This window comes from Sphaerisporangium dianthi, assembly GCF_042654065.1.
Lineage (GTDB): Bacteria > Actinomycetota > Actinomycetes > Streptosporangiales > Streptosporangiaceae > Sphaerisporangium > Sphaerisporangium dianthi.
In genome coordinates this window covers 131,047-150,927 of record NZ_JBHSFP010000023.1, presented here as the reverse complement: position 1 = coordinate 150,927, position 19,881 = coordinate 131,047, and the positions used below count along the sequence as shown (strand labels likewise).

The following is a 19,881-nucleotide window of genomic DNA, read 5'->3' as shown; positions in this document are numbered from 1 at the left end:
GTGAGTCGCCGGGTGTGGGTGTGGGGGCGGGGTGCAGGGCTGGGGAGAGAGGTGGTTGGTGGCGGGTGGGGGTGGTGGGGGGTGTCGCGGTGCTGGTGCCGGTGCTGGTGTTGCCTTCGCTGGGATGGGGAGCCTCGGGACGGCTGGGCGCGGTCGAGTACCCGCGGGACTGGCGGCGGGTGCAGGCCATCGTCAACGGCGACCCGCGACCCGGGGCGCTGCTCACGTTGCCGTGGAGCGCGCAGCGGGCGTTCGCGTGGAACGGGGGCCGGGTGATCCTGGATCCGGCGACCAAGAGCTTCGCGCGCCGGGTCGTGTGGAACGACGCGCTCGTCGTGGGTCTCGGAGGCGGGCGGGTTCTGCGGGTCGGCGGGGAGGACCGGCTGGGGCGGCGGATCGGTACGCTGCTCGGGACGCGGACCGGCCCGCTGACGGCCGTGCTGCGGGCCGAGGGGATACGCTACGTGCTCATCGTGAGACAGAGTGAGAACAGGTTCTCGTCTCGGCTGCCGGGAGCCGTCCCCGCGTACGTGGGGCCGGAGATGGTCCTGCTGCGCTTGTGATCGCCCACGTGGGGAGGGGGGTGACCCTGCTGCCTGTGGGACGCGGGCGACCATCGCGGCGTCGGCCATACTGGACGGTAAGTCTGATTATTACGTTTTGACCAATGGCCTGGCCTGTAACCTGTATCACGTTCTACTCTCGGTGGGTCCCCACGCGTCCGCACTTTGGAGGGAGAAGCCCAATGGTGCGAGTACTCGCTGCTCTCGTCGTTGGGGTGGTTCTGGCGATCGGCGCGTCCGTCGGCGTCGTCAACGTTGTCGCCCCAAGCCCTCAGCCGCCCAACAAGCCGCTGTACAACTACGGCAACAGGTGATCCGCCACGGGCGGGGCCCGCGCCGCGATCGGTGAGCCCGCCCGTCCCGTTTCCCCGTACGAACAGCACCGAGGTGCGGCTTCGCCGTGCCTGAAAGCCGTGCCCGAGAGCCATCCCGCCATCTCGCCACCCGTCTCGACACCTCGACACCTCGACGACATCGATGACATCGAGGCCCGCACACCGGCGGCGTGTGCGCGGACGGACGGCACGCGACCCGGCAGACGCACGGCCGAGCGCATGACCGGCGGCGAGCGCACAGCCAGGGAGGCTCGACGCACACGAAGGAGTGTCCCGTGGTCGCACAACAGGTGGGCCGGGCTCCGAACGAACCCGAACGTCACTGTCGTGACATCGCCGGGTCTCGCGGCGCCGCCGAGCCGCCCCGACGCGCCGCCGAGGCACTCCCCGATGTGGCGGACTTCCTCAAGGCGTCTCCGGCCACGGCCGGCGCGTTCGCGTCCGGGACGGAGGCCGTCCACGGTGCGGCCGGGGCCTCCGGCGAGGCGGGCGCGCTCGAGGGGGTGCGCGTCGCGGTGTGCAACTTCCGGGAGCCCGCGCAGTCGGTCGCCGGCGGGGCGGAGGAGTACGCCTGGCAGGTCGGCCGCCACCTTCTCGCCCAGGGCGCCTCGGTGCACTTCCTGACCAGCCGGGAGCCGGGGCAGGCGGGCGGCGAGCGGCGTGACGGCGTCGAGCTGCGGCGCATGGGCAACCGTTACCTGGTCTACCTGCTGGTCCCGCTGTGGATGCTGCTGCGCCGCCGCCGTTTCGACGTGGTCATCGACTGCATGAACGGCATCCCGTTCTTCGCGCCGCTGGTGGTCTCGCGGCGCACGACGGTCGTGTGCCTGGTGCACCACGTGCACGACCGCCAGTTCTACGCCTTCTTTCCGCGCTGGCTCGCCCGCGTCGGCTGCTTCATCGAAGGGCCGGTCGCCCGCCTGCTGTACCGTCGCCGCACGACCGTCACGGTGTCGGAGTCGTCGCGGGCCGAGCTGCGCGACCGGCTCGGCTGGCTCGCGCCCATCGAGGTCATCCCGAACGGCAGCCCCGCCGTGCGTCCCGTCGCGACGACGGTGGACGGACGGGAGGTCGAGGGAGACCCGCTTGTGGCCTACCTCGGGCGGCTGGTCGGCCACAAGCGCGTGGAGCGCGTGGTGGGGCTGGTGACCGAACTGGGCGAGACCTGGCCGGGCCTGCGCGTCCACGTGGTGGGCCGCGGCCCCGAGTACGAGCCGCTGGTCCGCCTGGCCGGCGAGCTCGGAGTCACCGGCCGGGTGAGCCTGCACGGCTTCCTGCCCGAATCGGAGAAGAACGCGGTGCTCGGCGCGGCCCGGCTGAACGTCACGGCGTCGGAGTTCGAGGGATGGGGCCTGACGGTGATCGAGGCGGCGGCGCTCGGCGTGCCGACCGTCGCCTACGACGTCGCGGGCCTGCGCGACTCGGTGCGGGACGGGGAGACGGGGTGGCTGGTCCGCGAGGGCGAGTCGCTGGCCGACGTGGTCGATCGCGCGCTGGTGGAGCTGGCGGACCCGGTGCGCCGCGCGGAGGTCCAGCGGGCCTGCCGGGGGTGGGCGGCGGAGTTCTCGTGGGGGAGGACGGGCGCTAGGATGACCGGACTCATCTCCGCCGAACTGGAGCAAAAGGGGCATGCCAGGCCGCTCGGCTTCCGTCTCGCCGCAGGTGAGAGCCATACTCCCTGACCACCTGCCAAGGTCGGCGTCTTGACGGTCGAAGCCGGGTCCCGAAGTCCGGCGGCCGGCGCGCCTGCCGCTCCCGGTGCCCTTGGGGCGCGGCTGCGCCGGCGGCTCCGCCTGCTGGCGGGCTGCCTGCTGCTCGGAGCCATCGCCTTCAACACCGCGCCCGGCGAGGTGATCGCCGAGACCAAGCTGGACATGGCCGTCAACCCGGTCGGGTTCCTCGAACGGGCGAGCCACCTGTGGGACGGGGCGTTCTTCGGTCACCTGCAGAACCAGGCCTACGGCTACCTGTTCCCGATGGGACCGTTCTACGCGGTGCTCCGCTGGCTGGACATGCCCGCGTGGAACATCCAGCGGCTGTGGATGACCCTCGTGCTGTGCGCGGCGTTCCTCGGCGTCGAACGGCTCGCGGGCGCCCTTCGCGTCGGCTCGCCGGACACCCGCCTGCTGGCGGGCCTCGCGTACGCGCTCGCGCCGCACGCGCTGGCCCTCGTCGGCGTCAACTCCTCGGAGTTCCAGCCGAGCGCGGTGCTGCCGTGGATCCTGCTGCCCCTCGTGCGCGGCGCGGAAGGGAGCATCGGCCCGCGCCGGGCCGCGGCCATGTCGGCCGTCGCGTTCCTGTTCGCCGGCGGCATCAACGCCGTCGCCGAGCTGGCCGTCCTGGTGGCGCCCCTGCTGTACCTGATCACCCGGGAGCGCGGCCCGCGCAAGCGGCGGCTGCTGGCCTGGTGGGCGGTCTGCGTGGCCGCCGTCTCGATGTGGTGGCTGGTCCCGCTGCTCGTCCTCGGCCGCTACATCTTCTCCTTCCTGCCCTTCATCGAGACGGCGAGCGCGACCACCGGCGTGACGTCCCTGCTCAACACGCTGCGCGGCACCTCCAGCTGGATCTCGTTCCTGCCGGTGGACGGCCGGCCGTGGCTGCCCGCCGCCTACGAGCAGGCCACCAGGCCCTGGCTGATCGCGGTCACGGCCGCGGTGGCCGCCGCGGGCCTGGCCGGGCTGGTCCGCCGCTCCACGCCCGAGCGAACGTTCTTGACCCTGTCGGTGCTCGCAGGGCTGGTGATCGTCACGGCGGGGCACGCCGACGCGCTGGCGTTCCCGTGGACCGAGCAGGTCAGAGGCCTGCTGGACGGCCCGCTCGCGCCGTTCCGCAATCTGCACAAGTTCGACGCGCTGCTGCGCCTGCCGCTCGCCCTTGGCCTGGCCGCGCTGCCGGCCTGGCGCGCGCGCCCGGCGCGGCCGCGGCCGTCCGCCGCGGGCGGCGGGCTGGCACGGCTCGCCATCGTGCCGGTGGCCACGGCGGGGCTGGCCGGCCTCGCCGTGCTGCCCGTCGCCACGGCCGGGATCACCCCGGCCGGATCGTTCGCCGACCTGCCGGCCTACTGGCGCGACGCCGCCACCTGGCTGAACCGCAACACCGGCCACGGAATGGTGCTCGCCGTCCCCGGCTCCAAACGCGGCGAGTACGTGTGGGGCCGCCCGCTGGACGAGCCCATGCAGTCGCTGCTGACCGTGCGCTGGGCGACGCACTCCAACGTCCCCTGGGGTTCGGCCGGGCTCGCCCGCCTGCTGCAGGCCGTGGACGAGCGATTCTCCAACGGCGAGGGCTCGGCCGGGCTGACCACCACGCTGCGCCGCATCGGCGTCAAGTACCTGCTCGTGCGCAACGACCTGGCCCGTGACACCATCGGCTCGGCGTGGCCGGCCCGCGTCCACCAGACCATCGAGGACTCCACCGGCCTGGTGCGCGTCGCCCAGTTCGGCCCTCCGGTCGGCGTGATCGCGAACCCCAAGGCCTCCGACTGGTTCGACCAGGCGTACCCGGCTCTTGAGGTCTACGCGGTACCCGACCCCGCGCCGATCGCCGGCATCGTTCCCGCCGACGCCACGGTCAGGATGTCCGGCGCTCCGGAGGGGGTGCTCTCCATGGCGGAGCAGGGCGTGCTGACGGACGACGCGCCGATCCTCGTGGGCGACGAGCCCGGCGCGTCGTCGATCCCCGCGAGGAAGACCGTGGTCACCGACACGCTGCGGCGGCGGCGGACGATCTTCGGTGACGTACGCCGCAGCGCGGGCCCCACCCTTCCGGAGGACGGCCGCTCCGGCACCACCACGGACCTGCTCGACCCGGCCTGGGCGTCGGCCGTCTCCTCGGCCCGCTACCTCGGCATCGAGGACGTCCGCGCGTCGTCCTCGGACGCCGACGTCACCGCGGCGTCGGGGGAACGCGACCCCGGGCGCCTGCCCTACGCCGCGTTCGACGGCGACGCGCGCACCGGCTGGCGGTCGGACGGGTGGAACGGCGCGCTCGGTGAATGGCTGGAGGCGCGGTTCGTCCAACCGGTGCCGATGAAACAGATCACCATCGCGTTCGAGCAGGGACCGATCGGCCCGCCGGTCGCGGAGGTCGAGATCTCCACAGCGGCGGGGACGCGACGGGTGCCCGTGCGGCAGACGGGCGATCCGCAGCAGTTCACCCCGGCGCAGGGTGAGACGACGTGGCTGCGCGTCAAGGTCACGAAGCTGGCCTACCAGCCGAAGAGCGCGTTCGGCGGCCGGGTGGGCATCACCGAGGTCGCCGTCCCCGGCGTGCGGGCGGCCCGCGCCGTCGTCGCCCCCGGACCGCCCGGCGGGACCACCGACGCGGGCACCGTGCTGCTCACCTCGCAGGGGCAGGCGCCGGCGTGCATGCGCGGCCCGTCCGCCTGGACCTGCTCGAAACGGCTGGAGATCCTCGGCGAGGACGGTTACGGCTTCTCCCGGCTGTTCGCCGTGCGCACGGCGGAGACGCGCACGGTGAGCGGCAGGGCCGTCCTCACCGCTCCAGCGGTCGCCGACCAGCTCACCGCCCTGCCCGGCGTCTACCCCCACGTGACGGCGTCCTCGACCGTCACCGACTCTCCGGTCGTGCTCGGGCGGGCCGCGATGGACGGCGACACGCGGACGCTGTGGTACGCCCAGCCGTTCGACCGGCACCCGGCCCTGTCGGTCGATCTCGGCAAGGCGCGCACGTTCTCCGAGATCAGGGTGCTGTTCCCCGACTCCTACGTCGGCAACCCGCCGGTGAAGGTCACGATCCGCGCCGGTACGCGCACCGTCCAGGATTGGGTCGGCGGCAATGGGCGGGTGGCCTTCCCCGAGATGACGGCGCGGCGGCTCAGCATCGAGTTCACCGCGCCCGTCTCGCGGCCCATCGAGGTCGCCGAGGTGTCCATCCCGGGCGTGCGGCCGCTGAGCCGGCTCGACGGGTTCCCGATCCGGCTGCCGTGCGGGTACGGCCCGAACCTGGAGGTGGACGGCACCCGCGTGCCGACCCGCATCGTCGGCGGCACGCTCGACGACGTGCTGAACGGCCGCCCGCTGTTCTACGCCGGATGCGCGCCGGTGCGGCTCATCCCCGGCATGACCTCGGTCGGCGCCGTGCCCGGCGACGCGTTCCGCGTCAGGTCGGCCATGCTGCGCGGAGAGGGCGCCGCGGACGACGGCGCCACCAGGGTCCAGCCGGTGAAGATCGAGAGCTGGGGCGCCGAGGAGCGGCGGCTCGCCGTCTCGACGGCCGGCCGCTCCTACCTGATCGTGAACGAGAACTTCAACGCGGGCTGGCACGCCTACCTCCACGGCGCGCCGCTCACCTCCGCGCGGCTGGACGGCTGGCGGCAGGCGTGGATCCTGTCGCCGGGCGCGGGCACCGTGGTGCTCCGCTACGAGCCGGACGCGGGCTACCGGCTGGCGCTGCTGGCCGGTCTGTGCCTGATCGTGGCCGTGCTCGCCCTGGCCGCCGTGCGGGCCAGGCCGGGACGCCGTCCGCCGGGCGTGGGCGCCGCACGTGTCCGGGCCCGCTGGGTGTGGCCCGCCGCGCCGCTGGTCGGTCTGTGGACCGGCGGTCTCACCGGCGCCGTGCTCGTCTCGGCGCTGGCGGTGCTCGGCCTGTGGCTGCCCCGCGTGCTCGCGGCCGAACACGCCGGCGACAGCCGGGCCAGGCAGGCCGCTCAGACCGCGCTGTCCCCCTGGCTGCCAGCCTGGGCGCTCGCCGTGGCCGGGCTGAGCGCGGCGGCCGGCACCGCCTTCGGTGTGGAGTTCCTGCGCGGGGCGGTGCCCCAGATCTGCTGCCTCATGGTGGTGGCGCGGCTGCTGGCCGCCGTTCCCGCGCGGGACCCCGCGCCGCCCCCGTCCTCCGCCACCCCGTCCTCCCGCGCGGCTTCGACCTCCCTCGCCGAGGTGCCGGGGTGACGCGCGGCCGGGCGCTCACGATGATCGTGTACGTCGTGGCCGCGTTCCTGGCGACGATGGCGGTGCTCCTGCGGTACTACGTCTACGGTGCCGGTCTGCTGCTCCCCCTGGAGCAGCACAGGGTCAGCCACCTGGTCGACACCGCCGCCACCTACCTGGACACCACGACGTTCCAGGTGCGTACCCGGGTGCCGATCATCAAGACGGTCTCGTGGTACGGCGACCCGGCGGCGGACGGCGCGTCCACGGCGGTGTGGGTGGAGTTCTCCTCCTTGGAGACCGGCTACGGGCAGCGGATCGACTACCACGAACGCCGCACCGCGTTCGACCGGCGCAGCGGGCTGGCCGTCGCGTGCTGCGACGCCTACGTCGACGACGACAGCACGGCGCGGCAGACCGGGCTGGCGTTCCGCCTGCCCTACGGCGCCGAGCCGCGCGAGTACCCGATGTTCGACCCGGTGCTCAAGCGCGAGGTGCCTCTGAAGTACGAACGTGTGGAGAACGTCGAAGGGCTGCGCACCTATCGCTACTCCTCCACGGTGGGGCCCGCCAAGGTGGAGGACCTGCCCGGCCAGGTCCCCGGCAAGGTGCTCGGGCTGCCCGGCCGGGAGTTCGTCAGCGTGACGAAGTACGTGCGGATCACCCGCACCCTGTGGGTGGAACCGGAGAGCGGCCTGCCGGTCCGCGTCGAGGAGCGGCGGACGGACACGCTGCGCACCGCCGACCAGGTGGATCGCCTCGTCAGCCTCCAGGCCGACCTGATCACCGATCCGGGCGACGTGGCCGCCCAGGTGGCCGAGGCGGGCGCTTTCCGGTGGCGGGCCATCGTGATCCGCGACGTGGCGCCGATCGTCTTCCTGGCCGTCGCCCTCCTGGTGCTGCCGGTCACCATGCTGGTCGCCGCACGGGTGCGTCGCCGGGCACGGGCCGGCCGGTCAGCGGCGGCGCAGGACCAGCAGCAGGTTCCAGGTCACGATCTCGCGGACACCGGGTAGCCGGACCACGCCGGTGGCCCACTCGGGATGGTAGCGGGGCCGGGCGTCCAGCACCTCGGCGTCCCGGCGCGATCGCGCCCAGCGCAGGGCGCCGGCCACCGAGACGGGATACAGGCTCTCGCCGTACACGTTCTTGGGGCGATGGCCCCGGCGGCGGGTGTAGCGACCGGCGGCACGGTGCCCGCCGAGATAGTGCCACGGGGAGGTCTCGTGGCCGCCCCACGGGGACAGCCAGTTGGTGAACGACAGGTACACCACGCCGCCCGGCCGGGTCACCCGCAGCATCTCGCCGGCCATGCGCCAGGGGTCGGGGACGTGCTCCAGCACGTTGGAGGAGAAGCAGACGTCCACCGAGCCGTCGCGCAGCGGGATGTCCAGGGCGCTGCCGAGGACCGCCCCCTCAGGGACGGCGCCGTCCCGGGCCATCATCTCGCCGGCGTCGCAGTCCACGCACAGCGTCCGCGCGCCGTGCGCCCGCAGCACCTCGGTGAAGTAGCCGGGACCGCCGCCCACGTCGGCCACCAGCGCGCCCGCCAGGGCGGTGTAGGTGGCGAGCTGGGCCGCGGTGTCGCGGGCGAGCATGCCGTAGAAGAAGTCGGGGTCGGTCTGCTCCTTGCGGAAGGCCGCGAGCAGGCGGATCGACCGATCCAGCGTGGCGCGGAACGGCACGTTCGAGGTCTCCACGTCTGTTCCATTCACGGGAGTTGAGGGTGCCCGGGAGCATAACACCGCATCGCGCCCGATTTGTGCGGGTAGCGGGTCACGATCGACGACCCCGGATCAGGCCGCGCGCGGGCTCCTCGACGAAGCGGTGGGTGAGCGTCGCGAGCACGATGGTCAGCGTGCCGATCGCGGCCAGGTTGACGACGAAGTTCCCGGTGAACGGCCGCTGCCCGGTGAGGTCGTACCACAGGTACATCGCGATGAACTGCCAGAGGAACACCCCGTACGACACCCGCCCGAAGAAGCGCATCACCGGGTTGCCGAGCAACCGTCCCACCGGGGCGTCCCCGCGCGCCGGCAGCGCGCACGGCGCGACCAGGCACGCGGCGATCACGCTGTACAGCGCCAGCTCGAAGATGCCGCTCCACACGCTGTCGATGCCGTAGAACCGGGTGCCGGTGACCGGTGAGGCGGCGATCGCGTAGGCGAGCGCGGCGACCAGCCACAGCGAGCCGGGCGAGGCGTTGACGGCGCGGACGAAGCGCGCGGCCGGGCCGTCCTTCTCGTGCCGCGCCCACGCCGAGACCACGGCCAGCGCCATGCCGGGCGTGAAGTACGTCAGGGAGCCCGGCAGCCAGGTGTGCAGGTAGGGCCGGTACTCGGGGTAGTAGCTGAACACCGTCCACAGGTAGGAGACCGAGGTCAGCGCGGCGAGCCCCAGCAGCAGCCGCCTGGCCCGGCGGCCGGGGTCGCCGCCGCCGCGGCGCGCGTACATCGCGAGCAGCGCGGCGAGAAGGGGAAGCACCAGGTAGAACGCGACCTCCACACACAGACTCCACATTTGGGCGAGCCCTTTGGGGCCGAGGCCGAACCACCGCGGGTACACCTCGTAGTTCTGGACGAGGAACAGCATCTGCAGCCACGTCTTGACGTCGTCGAGGTGGTCGCGCGACCAGAGCAGCATCGCGACCACCACGACCAGCCAGTACGCGGGCAGGATGCGCAACGCGCGCTTCGCCAGATACCGCAGGGTGGCCGGCGGCCGGGTCGCGTCGAGCACGGCCCTGGCGTACGGCCGGTACAGCAGCAGGCCGGACAGCGTGAAGAAGATCGGCACGGCGACGTCGCCGCGGGACAGCAGCGCGGAGAGGAAGTTGTCGTGCAGGGCGGCGGCGGACTCGATGGCGACGTGGAAGGTCAGCACCGCGAATGCCGCGATGGCCCGCATTCCGTCGAGCGCGTCGAGGTGCCCCGACGCGGGCGGAACCTGGCCGGCCTGGCCAGGGGAGTGCGGAACCTGGCCGGCCTGGCCAGGGGAGTGCGGAACCTGGCCGGTCCGGCCAAAGGACTCCTGAACGGCGCCGGCCTCGGTCCCGCGCGATCTGGAACCTGTCTCTGTCACTCTCGATGTCCCTCGCGACGTGCGGTCACTCGCCGCACCAACCTATCCCCCATAAAACTTTGTTTCAGAACATACCGCCGCAAATCGCTAGTACCGAGGGAGAGACGCCGCCCCGGCGCGATCCTCCGCCCCGCCCTCTCTCGGAGGCTCAACCTTCGAGATCCGGTTCGCGATGCGACCGTGCTCAAGCGCTTCGGGGCGGGCGCGCCGGGCACGCCGTCGTTCCCGCTGCCCGGCTGGACGCTCGGCCGCCGCAGGGAGGCCCAGGCGGCGGCCGTCCGGATATGGTCCTCGCGGCCACGTGCGGGGATGCTCCGGCTGGGCCCGTGCTCTCTTCGGGCGCTCGCGGCGGACAACTGTCTCGATATCGGCTCAGACTCGCTCATCCTCGCCCCCCGCTCATAGCCGTCACCTTCGGACCGGACCGGTCCGAAGATCCGCCGCGAAGCCTTCACCAGCGAAAACGCCCTGAGCGACACTCAATCAACTTGCATCGTCACAGCACCCATGCGTCAATCGACGCGACGTCAACATCAACCGATCATCACCCGGCGTAGTAGGTGAGACCTTCGCCGACGAGACGCCGGAATGGGTTCACGCGAGTAACTGACCGTACCCAGAACCACAACGACCACGGGCTCCTCGGCGACATGTCCACCTTCCGTCGAAATATATTTCGGGGCTCGCTCAAGGTGTTCGTATTCACTCGATAGAAAGTGGGGGCATCCATTGAACGGGGCTGCTGCACATCCTCATAGGAAACTGGACGCCGTGATTCATCCACCTGTTCGATTCTCGATCGTCGCCTTCCTGTCCAGGAACCAGAAGTCCGAGTTCGGCAAGATCCGCGATGCGGTAGGCATCAGCGCGGCTGTGCTCTCGAAGCACATGACATCCCTGGAGGCCGCCGGATATATCGAGATCCAGAAGGGTTATGTGGGTAAACGGCCGCGCACCTGGCTTTCCATGACAGCGCAAGGACTGGACGCGTTCGAACGGCATACGGCTGCGCTGCTGGCGATCTCGCGAGGCCGATCCTGAGAAACCAGGGCGGCCAAGGCCGTCAACGCTCGCCGGCTGCGCCAAGACTCATTCATGTTCGCTGGGAGTCTCCCGTCCACCCGCCCGCGGTTCCCCAAGGACTGATCGCCGGATCGGACATGGGGAAACCGCAGGCGAACGCCAGGAGGGGGCTTCGGGCGCCGCCCGGCCGGAAATCCGATAACGGCGTGCCCCATGGCACCAAGCCGCCGAATATGGATCCGGCGAGCCCGCGCTCACCCGCGGCCAGCCACATGCTGTGCGCGGCCACCCCCGCCTGATGCATGACCAGTCGATGGGCATGGGCGCCCGCCGTCGCGATGGCAGGAAGATCGCACGTGACCACGGTCACCAGGGCCGCGTCGGCGAACTCGTCCTGCAGCAGCCACTCGCGGGCGGGCGGGAGAGCTGCAAGGAAGGCGATCCGCGTGCCGGCGGGATCCACGTCGTAGAGTCCAGGTCGCGTTCCCTCCACCCTGTAGGCGGCGGCCATGATCCGTACGTACGGAACCGTCGCCGCCGTGTTGAGAGCCGCCCGTGCCGAAGGGGGTGCCTGGAGGATGCCCGCCATCGTCGACTGGTCGATGCCGGCCGGACGGTAGAAGCGAGTGGCTTGGCGCAGGGTCAGCACGGTCATCGGGTCGACGGTGGGCATGCTCGCCGACGGAAGGAGATGTCCTGTGTCCTGTCCGGCAGGTGCGTCCCACATGCGGGCTGAACCGGCCCGGCGTGCGGAATGCGATCGCGTGATGAGATCCTGCACGATCTCCTTCGGCCGGTAACCGGGAGTCCAGCTAGTCATGGGCGACCCCTCCTTGTTCAGGACCGTCACATGTACGGCGGAGCGTGAGCACAGCGGTGACGGGCGTTTGAAGAACATCGATGTCAAGGAGGTCGATCAACCGGCTGTCGTCCCATTCGGCGAGTGTGGCGACCGCCCATCCGAGATGCGCGGCCTTGAATCCCAGCTGCCAGGTGGCGACGCCGGAGTCCAGGTTGATGATTCGATATCCGAAGCTCTGGTACTTGTCCACGAGCTTCAGGCAGTCACCGACCAGAACCAGCACGGCGTCCGCCTGGATCCCGGCTCCCGGAACGGCCTCGGCCAGTTGCTGACCGAGAACCACGTGCCCGCTTCGCAACAGGTGGTCGGCCACCGGGTCGTATACGTGCACCACTGGTTCGAGCCGCATTCGGTTGGCTTCCAGCGGGATCAGATAGGCGGTCTGGGAGCCCATGTTGCCGCCCGTGGGAGCCCAGCGGCGACGGGTGGCCGCTCGCGACGTCGTCGCGGGGATGGTCTCGCGGATGCCGAAGGAGAACTTCAGCAAGGCCTTGAGTTCCGATCCGGCCTCGCCCGCGACAGCGATCGGCTCCCAGTCACGTGGGCGGTCGAAGAACTGGAGCTCGATGTTGGAGGTGCTGTAGTGGCCCTGGTGCGCACTCGCCGGGATGTAGCGGCGAGGTGGCTGCGTGACCTCCTGTTCGAAGGCGACCACGATCAGGTCGTCCTTGTCGATCGGGTCGGTGCCCGGCAGGCAGAAGGCACAGCCGGGAAGCTGGACGAAGGTTTCGACCTCGCATGTCCAGGCGTCGACGTCGACGACGGTGACGGCCGACTCGTCATAGAGCGACTGAACTCCTGTCGCCAGGCGGCACACCTCGTTGCCCAGCAAACCCGCCAGAATGTCTTCCTGCCAGACGGGGATCCTCACAGCCTCGTCTGATCGCGCCAGCGGACGCTGGGCGAGATAACACGACAGGCAACCGGACCAGCCGTCCTCGAAAAGCGGGCTGATCACGACGCCCGAGCCGGTCAGCGAGGCGAGGAACCAGCGTCCGCCGCCTGCTCTGACGGAGGCGTCGAAGACGTGCAACCGGTCCAGTTCCAGCGTGCCGTCGTCGATCACGACGGCGATGGAAGCGGGCGGCAGAGGGGCGGGTCCAAGGGGCACCTCCTCCTCCCGCGTCGTTGTCACGCCGCACTCGCGGAGCGCCCGTACCAGCGTCGAACGCAGGCTGGAGTGGTGACCCGCGACCACGACGGCCTGTCGTGCCAACTTCAGGGCCGCATGTACGCCGGAGGGATTGTCGCGGGTGGAATCCACATTTCGGCTCAGATAGCTGACCACGGCCGGCGACACGGTGGTGTGCTGCAGCGCGCGCAGTTCCTCGGGTGCCGGGCCGGACTCCAGCATGCCGCAGGAGTAGAGCAGCGAGAGAGCCGTCGTGACCACGTCGGCGGAGGGAAGGCCGAGCAGATCGGCCAGTTCCTCAGCGGAGCGCCGGCCGTCCAGGAGGGGAAGCAGGCGCTGTACGAATTGGACGTGCCGGCCGGAGAAGAGCTGAGGCTTGGCGATGCCCTCGACGAGGAGTTCACCCTTGCGAACCTCCGCGATCACGAGCCCGTCCACGATCTTGAGACGATCCGGAAGCGACAATTGCGGGTCGCGCGCGATGGCGGCGGCGATGTGCCGCGAGTCCATGGTGCTTTCGGTGTTCACGTGTCCCTCTTCGATCCGGTGCCCGCGACGGTGAGGTGATCAGCGAGACCGCGCCACGAGCGGTCCTGATGTGAGGTCGATCTCGAACGGGGATGACAACGGGGACATCCATGCACCCCCAGCGTCCGCCCCTGCAGGAACTGCGGCTTTGTCAGGTTCGTGGCACGGTAGGCGCCGTGTGTCCTGGAATCACCGCTGCGAAGCATGGCCAATCCCCACTGCGCGAGCCCGGCGGCCGTCAGCACATGGGTGGGAAGGTGGCCACCGGGTCCAGCGGAATCCCGGGTGTAGAAGGCGTGCAGGTCGGACAGGGCGCTGCCGATCGTCGAATGCTGTATGGATCGGCGTTCGAAGCACTCGGGACACGCCCCGGTCCCAGCGGGCAGGGACAGGGGACCGACCCTGAGCCAGCGTGTCTCGTGCACCACGGGAACGAAGGATGCACCCCACTTCCCGACCAGATCGCCGACTTCCACCACCAGCTTCGAGTCGTGCCGCGAGGTCACGAGGACGTAGGTGTCCGCTCGGGGCAGAAGGCCGGTCACCACGCCATGCCCCTGGGCGAAGAGTGTCGGCTCGTCCTCCACGCCCTGCCGCTGGAGCACCGTGGCCACATCGGCCGCGAACGGGCCGACGGCGATGACATGTGTCAGGTTCATCTCTCTCCGGACTGATCATGCGAAGGGCTGCGGCCACGGATTCAGGTCGGGCTCGGCGTGCACCGGCAGACCCATGCGCCTGGGGGCCTCGTACAGCCTGGCGGTGCCCAGGAATCGGGCACGGTAGGCGAAGCTCAGTGGGACGAGCTCGGGGACGATCACCCGCACCACACGCAACCCCGTGGCCCTGGCCTCGTCGGAGGTGATGTCCACGGCGTAGACGGTGCACCCGGCGTCCTGAAGCTTGCGCACCACCCACGACAGGCGCCCGGCGGCGGAATCCGGAAGGGCGGGGATCATGTCCGAGAGCCGGCGCCGGTGGGAGGAGTCAAGGAGGAAGCCGAACGCGTGCGCGCGCTCCGCCGCCGCCATGTGAATCGCCCCGTCGAACACGTCGATGTAATCGTCCAGCGGCTTCTCCTCGGCCTGCCGGTACTGCATGGCCACCCGCCCGGAGGTCGACTCCCGCATCACCTTGGCGACGGCCCGCCGGGGATCGAGCTCCGTGGCGCACATGACGTAGGTGCGCACCTTCATGGCCCGCGGATCTATGTCCACGCTGTAAACGGTCGGAATGCCCAGGTCGGTCGTTCCGTCGAAGAAGTGGGTCTGCAGACCGGACCTGGAGGAGACTTCCAGCGCCTCGTCCAGAACCGGATCTGAGACGTCGATCTCGATCTTCGGCAGGGCCAGCCGTTGCAGCCACGTCAGCGCGATGCCGTCCCGTTCGACACACTCCAGCACGGCGCCCAGCAGGGCGCTGTCGTAGTCGAAGTGCGCCGCCGTACCGGTCGAGATGGGCAGCCAGAACCGCTCACCACGGCTCACTACGGGAATGTGCAGGTACACCATGACCGCCGGTAGCCATCGAGGTTCCCCGCTGGCGAGGTCGACGCCGCGTACCCAGCGCATCGGCGCGTCCAGGTCGGGGGCCACGAGCGGGCAAGCGGGATCGGCCAGTTCCGACTCCGAACATCGCGGAACCCGGTTCAGGTCCAGGGCCTCGTCACCGAGCGAACGCGCGCTGGCCCAGATGAACTGCTCCGGGTCCCACAGGCAGCTGGAGTAGCGTTCAATCGCCTCGACCGTGGCGGTCAGCCGGGCGTTGTCCTCGGCGAGCCCGCTTCCCGCGCCGTCAAGCGCGGCCCATGCCATGAGCTGGGGCGCACCCGACGTGCCGGGCAGAATCCACCCGGGGTTACCCATGGCCGCGGTGAACACCGGGAAGCGCTGCCGCCCGGTGGTCATCGGGATCCGGGTGACGAGGTTGACCAGGGCGCCTCGGGCGTCAACGAGCGGATCCAGCCGCCGCAGCGCGGCCTCAAGGGTGGACGGCGGTGAGCCGGCCATCGGAGCGGTGCTCATTGGCGTCCTCCTTCGGTGCTCCCCCCAGCAGGGCGGCGAGTACGGCTTCGTCGGCCGGAGTGATCCCCAGCCGGTTGTTGTGCAGGTGCAGCAAATGGAACACCCACTGCCAGGTGGTGAGCGGCACTCCTGCGGCGACGGCCTCGAATGCGGTGGCGCGTATGGCGGCGCCGTACCTTTCGGCGTCGAGCACGAGGTGCGGTGGGAGGGCATCTTCGGCGGCCCCGATCGAGGGCGTCAGACGGGCCGCCGCCGAGGTCGCGGCCCTACGGCCGGTGGATGCGAAAGGTTCGTCCCTGCCCGTCCAGTACCAGAGGTATCTGGACCAGAACTGCTCCTCCGCGCCGGGCAGACAGTGCCGGAGGACGTTCTTCATCGTCAGCGCCGCGAGGGCCTGGCGCCTGGGATGGTCGAGGCCCTCGCTCACCGCTCGCAACGCGATCTCACTGGACAGCATGAAACTGCTTTCGGCCGCACGGACTCCTTCGACGCCTCCGTACCGGCGCAGCTCAGGCTCGTAGAGCCGGACGTCGACGGCCTCCCAGTAATCCATGGGAGGTGTCCCCGGCACGGACGCGACCGGAGCGCCCGGATCGGTCCCGACCTCCCTCAAGAAGCCGGGGAAGCGGCTCGTGACGTCTGTGTAGACGTCGTCCAGAAGCCTGGCCGGCCCCTGAACGCGCAGTCTGATGTGCGGGCCGCCGAGGTCGAAGAACCGAAGGAAGAACCAGCGGCCCCGCTCGGTCTCGATTCGGCCGCGTGTCCCTGCCACGAGATCCTGGACCACCCCGTCCAGCCGCTCGAAGGCGCCGGGATAGATCGCGCAGTAGAGCCAGGAATACATGATCAACACCCCTCCCAGCTCATGTGGGCGACGTACTCGGCGGTACGCGGACGTCCGTCGATCACGGGCGAGTCCTGGCCGGCCCGCGGGAGAGCTTCCTCCATGAGGACGATCTCTCCCGGAGAGAGCGTGTCCAGGAGGCCGGAGACCGAGAGCGGCACGGCGCTGGACAGCCAGAGCGGTTTGCGCGACTTGGCGAACAGGTCGGGGTTCGTCGTTCCCCGGCGTACGAAAAGCTCGTCCGCGAGCCCGTGGACCCGAGCCCAATCGCGGTAGGCCGCGAAGGTCAAGGCTGGGGTGGGCGCTTTCGTCTCGGCCAGCAGTTCGTTCGCATCCACCAGCCAGTGCGCTCGACGGGTGATCACCGAGCCGATGCGTTCGCGAGGCATATGTGCGACCCCGACGCGATGCTCCAGATCAAGCAACAGCGAGGCGGTTCCCGGCGCTTCAGGAGCCGAGCAGTACCACGGGCTGGCAATGGTGGACAGCACGTTGGCGGGCCCGTTCAGGATACGGCGGGGGACGAGGCCGGAGTAGAAGGGGACGACAGGGCCGTGCTCGTCCTGGACGACCAGTGTTCCCGAGAGCTCGTCCAGCCGGATACGCAGCCGGTCCAGCGCCACCGACTCTCCTGCCGGGACCAGCCCTCCGCCCACGTCGAGCGCTGGGGCACGGCCTGTGCAACGCGCCTGGACGGGGTTCCAGTCCGAGGCCACAGTGAGTTCCAGTGGCCGCGACCCCTCCGGCACCAATTGGTCGAGCCATGCCTGGAGCGGTTCTTCGAGGAGCCTGGGGGCCAGCAGCTTGCGGAAACGGGCGGTCACGCCTCCGACGCCGTCCATGAGCTGGTTCAAGACGATCACCTGTTCCCCGTCTTCGAGGGTGGCGAGCTGGAACAGGATCGCGAAGGCGGGCCGGAGCGTTGAGGGGCCCATGCCTATGTCGGCGACGGGCCTCCCGGACAACCTGACATCGATGTTGCGCCGCTGATGAGGCCCCGGTGTGGTCATGTACAGGGAGAGGAACGCCGGCAGTGCGAGAGAATCGTGGACGGGCGCGATGTGTTGTCGCCAGAACTCGAGCGTGCTCTCGTACTGCGGCAGGACCCGCATACAGGCCGAGAGGCGTCGGCCATAGCCGTAGAGGGCGCCCTCGACCCACTTCGGCAACGCGGGAAGGGACTCGTTCCTGACCACGTCTTCCCGCACAGCCACGTCGGGGACCCGTGGCGCCGTGGCCGTGGCGGTGGCCTCGTCGAGCTCGACAGCCTGCCGCCTGATCCGCGAGGCGAGACCGGCGCGCAGCCGGGGCGCGACTCCGGACAGCTGCTGCAAGCCCTGCCGTATGTCACGAAGGGCGTCCGCCACTTCCGGCCCCATCGCATCGGTGACCTCAGGGGACTCGGCGAGCGCCGTCATCGAGTGGTGGGCATCGTAGTCGCCTGGAGCCCAGGCCGACTCCAGGCGGAGCAGTCCCGAGTCGGTCAGCCGGGCAACCCGGGACCAGACCGCTCCCGGATCGTCCCTGCGAACTGCCGCGATCACCTGTGGACCCGACATGTCATGGGACACGGCGTGTGCCTGTCTGCGGTGGACGGTCATGTCCGTCAGCAGATCTTCGCGCCAGAAGAAGCTGTTGGTCCGTGTATGGGCGTACGCGGCTCGCAGCACGCGCGTGCCGTCAAGCCGCACGGCGGGATGGAAACGCAGGTGGCGGCCGGCGGTCTCGTGTGCGGAGAAACGTTGAAGGAGCCGGACGTAGAGAGGCTGGGGCAACGTCGCGACCGCCCGATAGGAACCTCCATCGACGCTGCCTTCGGTGCCCTCGCCGCCGATCGAACCTATGGCCACCGGGCTGAACCAGCCCAGGGGACTGGTCTTGACCGTCGCCCGCACGAGGTAGTTGAAGAGCGTACGCACCAGTTTCCGGCTCATCCTGGCACCAGCGTGGGCCGGATCCCCCCGCAAGACGGCAGCCGTGACCTCAGGCGAGACGAGGGAGAGAGCCTTGACCATCTCTTCCGTGCCGGCCTGCTCGAACAGCCTGACTTCGGCCTCGGCGAGTTCGGCTTCGAAGATCTTCGTGTAGGCCGTCATGGTCGCCTCGGATCGCTCCAGGCACGCCAGCCATCGTGTCAGCGCCTGCCGTACATCCGGGGCGAGCCGGGCGGCTATCCGGTCGCGCGCATCCTCGGCGATCCTCGGGAAGCGGCCGTTGTGCACGTCCCTTCGGAGGCTTACCGCGGCACGGCGCTCTTCCGGAGGCAGCGCGGGCACGAGTTCGTACAGCGCGTCGGCCAACGGGTCGCTGAGCTTCTCCAACTGGAACCTGAGCTTGCGCAGCTCATCGAGCGCGGCCACGGAGCGGCTCGCGTGGAGCCTGTGCGGCCCCGTCGCCGCGTATCCGGAGAAGCGAATGAGGACGAAGGGGGCGATGGCAGGCGATTCTCGGTATGTCATGTCGAGCCCCCCACAGAAGCGACGAGACGAGCGACGAACAAGGCCACGACCCCTAGGTAGGCGAGTGCCAGCAGGCCGTATCCGAGGTACAGCAGGCGAAGCCGGCGACTGGCGGTCTTGTGGTGATGTGAGGAGGGAGTACGGAGAACAAGGGTCAACAGGTACTGGATTGCTCTGCGACGGAACGAGTGATGGCCGGTAGCCGCCTCGATCGCGTGTAACCCGTCACTCGGCAACAACGGGTTGACGTCGTTCGCCAGGGTCATCAGAAGGGTGTACGCGACCGCCGCGGCGAGCGCGCGGAGCGTGGGGTCGTCTGTGGCGAAGGCCAGCGTTCCCGCTATGCCGGCGTTCAGCGCATCGACCACGATCCCTGACGCGGTGATGACGACCAGCGGTGTCCGGCGGTCGAGCCGGTAGGCATGTGACCGATCGACGTAAGGCCTGGGCAGGAGCCAGAACCAGAAAGCGATCCCGGCCTCGGGAACCGTCACACCGTAATACCGGCAGGCCAGCCAGTGACTGGCCTCGTGCACCATCAGGTGGAGCAGCAGAATGGGCGGAATCGCGATCGAGGCGACGCCGAGAGCCCTGACGTCGAGCAGTCGGGTCGCCGCCGCGGCGGCCACACAGGCCGCCGCTATGGCGAGCACACATATGAGGGCTGCTGCGACGATTCCAGCCCGGCTCCGGGGTGTCGCGGGCTTGCCGGAGGCGGTCGGCGGAGAGGAGTCACGCACCAGGACCAGTCGCCGCATGGGAATCTCCGCCAAGCCGCGGACGGCCTTGTCGCGCAACCCTTTCGCCGGGGCTGGGACATCCAGCAGTCCCATCTCACGGATCTCCGAAAGGAATCTCGTGACCGTGCTCGCTGCGGCGGATTCCTCGACCTGGAACACGCGGGACACCTTCCGCGTCAGATAGTGGGGAGTGACGCCTTCCTGTAAATGCGGCACGAACATCCGCGAGCTGCGGCCGAGCTGGAAATAGCGGCCGGTGTCCCTCCTGTAGACCAGCACGCCCGATTTGTTCTGGGCGACAATCTCCACGGACGGCGCGAAGGCGACCGGGAGATCCCAGGCCGGCTGCACGTCATCCGCCGGAACGGACGTGGAATAGAGGCGCGGCATCGGACTGGGACC

General features: G+C 70.1%; 13 protein-coding genes and 1 pseudogene. 5 read left to right on the top strand and 9 right to left on the bottom strand.

Translation table 11 applies throughout. The annotated features are described in order from the left end of the window. From ACFO60_RS27865 to pgfA, 4 genes and pseudogenes are all read left to right on the top strand, one after another. Nucleotides 1–563 (top strand): annotated as a pseudogene (locus ACFO60_RS27865) (hypothetical protein); the annotation flags it as partial. 667 nt (nt 564–1,230) lie between these two features. Beyond that, nucleotides 1,231–2,580: a glycosyltransferase family 4 protein gene (locus ACFO60_RS27860; RefSeq protein WP_380845551.1), complete on the top strand. Its 1,350-nt coding sequence runs from the start codon at nt 1,231–1,233 to the stop codon at nt 2,578–2,580. Nucleotides 2,581–2,601: 21 nt separating this feature from the next. Then, nucleotides 2,602–6,807 (top strand): alpha-(1->3)-arabinofuranosyltransferase domain-containing protein, encoded by a 4,206-nt coding sequence (locus ACFO60_RS27855; RefSeq protein WP_380845536.1) that lies wholly within the window; start codon nt 2,602–2,604, stop codon nt 6,805–6,807. Then, nucleotides 6,804–7,802, top strand: coding sequence for a cell envelope lipid trafficking protein PgfA (gene pgfA / locus ACFO60_RS27850; RefSeq protein WP_380845533.1), 999 nt, complete (start codon nt 6,804–6,806; stop codon nt 7,800–7,802). The genes ACFO60_RS27855 and pgfA overlap by 4 nt, the downstream gene beginning before the upstream one ends. Here pgfA and ACFO60_RS27845 read toward each other — a convergent pair. Then, complete coding sequence (locus ACFO60_RS27845) at nt 7,743–8,486, bottom strand: class I SAM-dependent methyltransferase (protein ID WP_380845530.1); 744 nt, start codon at nt 8,484–8,486, stop codon at nt 7,743–7,745. The genes pgfA and ACFO60_RS27845 overlap by 60 nt on opposite strands. A 76-nt stretch (nt 8,487–8,562) precedes the next feature. Then, nucleotides 8,563–9,867 carry an acyltransferase family protein gene (locus tag ACFO60_RS27840; RefSeq protein WP_380845527.1) on the bottom strand — a complete coding sequence of 435 codons (1,305 nt, stop codon included), beginning with the start codon at nt 9,865–9,867 and terminating at the stop codon, nt 8,563–8,565. A gap of 771 nt (nt 9,868–10,638) precedes the next feature. Here ACFO60_RS27840 and ACFO60_RS27835 point away from each other — a divergent pair. Then, entirely contained in the window at nt 10,639–10,908 is a 270-nt protein-coding gene (locus tag ACFO60_RS27835) for a winged helix-turn-helix domain-containing protein (protein WP_380845524.1), read from the top strand. 52 nt (nt 10,909–10,960) lie between these two features. Here the strand turns inward: ACFO60_RS27835 and ACFO60_RS27830 are convergent, their stop codons facing one another. The 7 genes from ACFO60_RS27830 to ACFO60_RS27800 form a co-directional block, all read right to left on the bottom strand. After that, entirely contained in the window at nt 10,961–11,563 is a 603-nt protein-coding gene (locus ACFO60_RS27830) for a hypothetical protein (protein WP_380845521.1), read from the bottom strand. Nucleotides 11,564–11,702: 139 nt separating this feature from the next. After that, a complete protein-coding gene (locus ACFO60_RS27825; protein ID WP_380845518.1) occupies nt 11,703–13,412 on the bottom strand; it encodes a nitroreductase family protein in 1,710 nt (569 codons plus the stop codon). After that, complete coding sequence (locus ACFO60_RS27820; RefSeq protein ID WP_380845515.1) at nt 13,409–14,071, bottom strand: hypothetical protein; 663 nt, start codon at nt 14,069–14,071, stop codon at nt 13,409–13,411. The genes ACFO60_RS27825 and ACFO60_RS27820 overlap by 4 nt, the downstream gene beginning before the upstream one ends. Before the next feature lie 15 nt (nt 14,072–14,086). Next, a complete protein-coding gene (locus ACFO60_RS27815; RefSeq protein WP_380845512.1) occupies nt 14,087–15,436 on the bottom strand; it encodes a YcaO-like family protein in 1,350 nt (449 codons plus the stop codon). Next, entirely contained in the window at nt 15,393–16,280 is an 888-nt protein-coding gene (locus ACFO60_RS27810) for a thiopeptide-type bacteriocin biosynthesis protein (protein WP_380845509.1), read from the bottom strand. The genes ACFO60_RS27815 and ACFO60_RS27810 overlap by 44 nt, the downstream gene beginning before the upstream one ends. 2 nt (nt 16,281–16,282) lie before the next feature. After that, entirely contained in the window at nt 16,283–18,739 is a 2,457-nt protein-coding gene (locus tag ACFO60_RS27805) for a lantibiotic dehydratase (protein ID WP_380845506.1), read from the bottom strand. Further along, complete coding sequence (locus ACFO60_RS27800; RefSeq protein ID WP_380845503.1) at nt 18,736–19,869, bottom strand: hypothetical protein; 1,134 nt, start codon at nt 19,867–19,869, stop codon at nt 18,736–18,738. The genes ACFO60_RS27805 and ACFO60_RS27800 overlap by 4 nt, the downstream gene beginning before the upstream one ends. Between the last annotated feature and the right edge of the window lie 12 nt (nt 19,870–19,881).

What these genes read in the sequence shown, in the direction of transcription:
- ACFO60_RS27800 (WP_380845503.1), bottom strand. Translation starts at nt 19,869, where the DNA reads ATGCCGCGCCTCTATTCCACGTCCGTTCCGGCGGATGACGTGCAGCCG.
- ACFO60_RS27810 (WP_380845509.1), bottom strand. Translation starts at nt 16,280, where the DNA reads ATGTATTCCTGGCTCTACTGCGCGATCTATCCCGGCGCCTTCGAGCGG.
- ACFO60_RS27830 (WP_380845521.1), bottom strand. Translation starts at nt 11,563, where the DNA reads ATGCCCACCGTCGACCCGATGACCGTGCTGACCCTGCGCCAAGCCACT.
- ACFO60_RS27805 (WP_380845506.1), bottom strand. Translation starts at nt 18,739, where the DNA reads ATGACATACCGAGAATCGCCTGCCATCGCCCCCTTCGTCCTCATTCGC.
- ACFO60_RS27815 (WP_380845512.1), bottom strand. Translation starts at nt 15,436, where the DNA reads ATGAGCACCGCTCCGATGGCCGGCTCACCGCCGTCCACCCTTGAGGCC.
- ACFO60_RS27820 (WP_380845515.1), bottom strand. Translation starts at nt 14,071, where the DNA reads ATGAACCTGACACATGTCATCGCCGTCGGCCCGTTCGCGGCCGATGTG.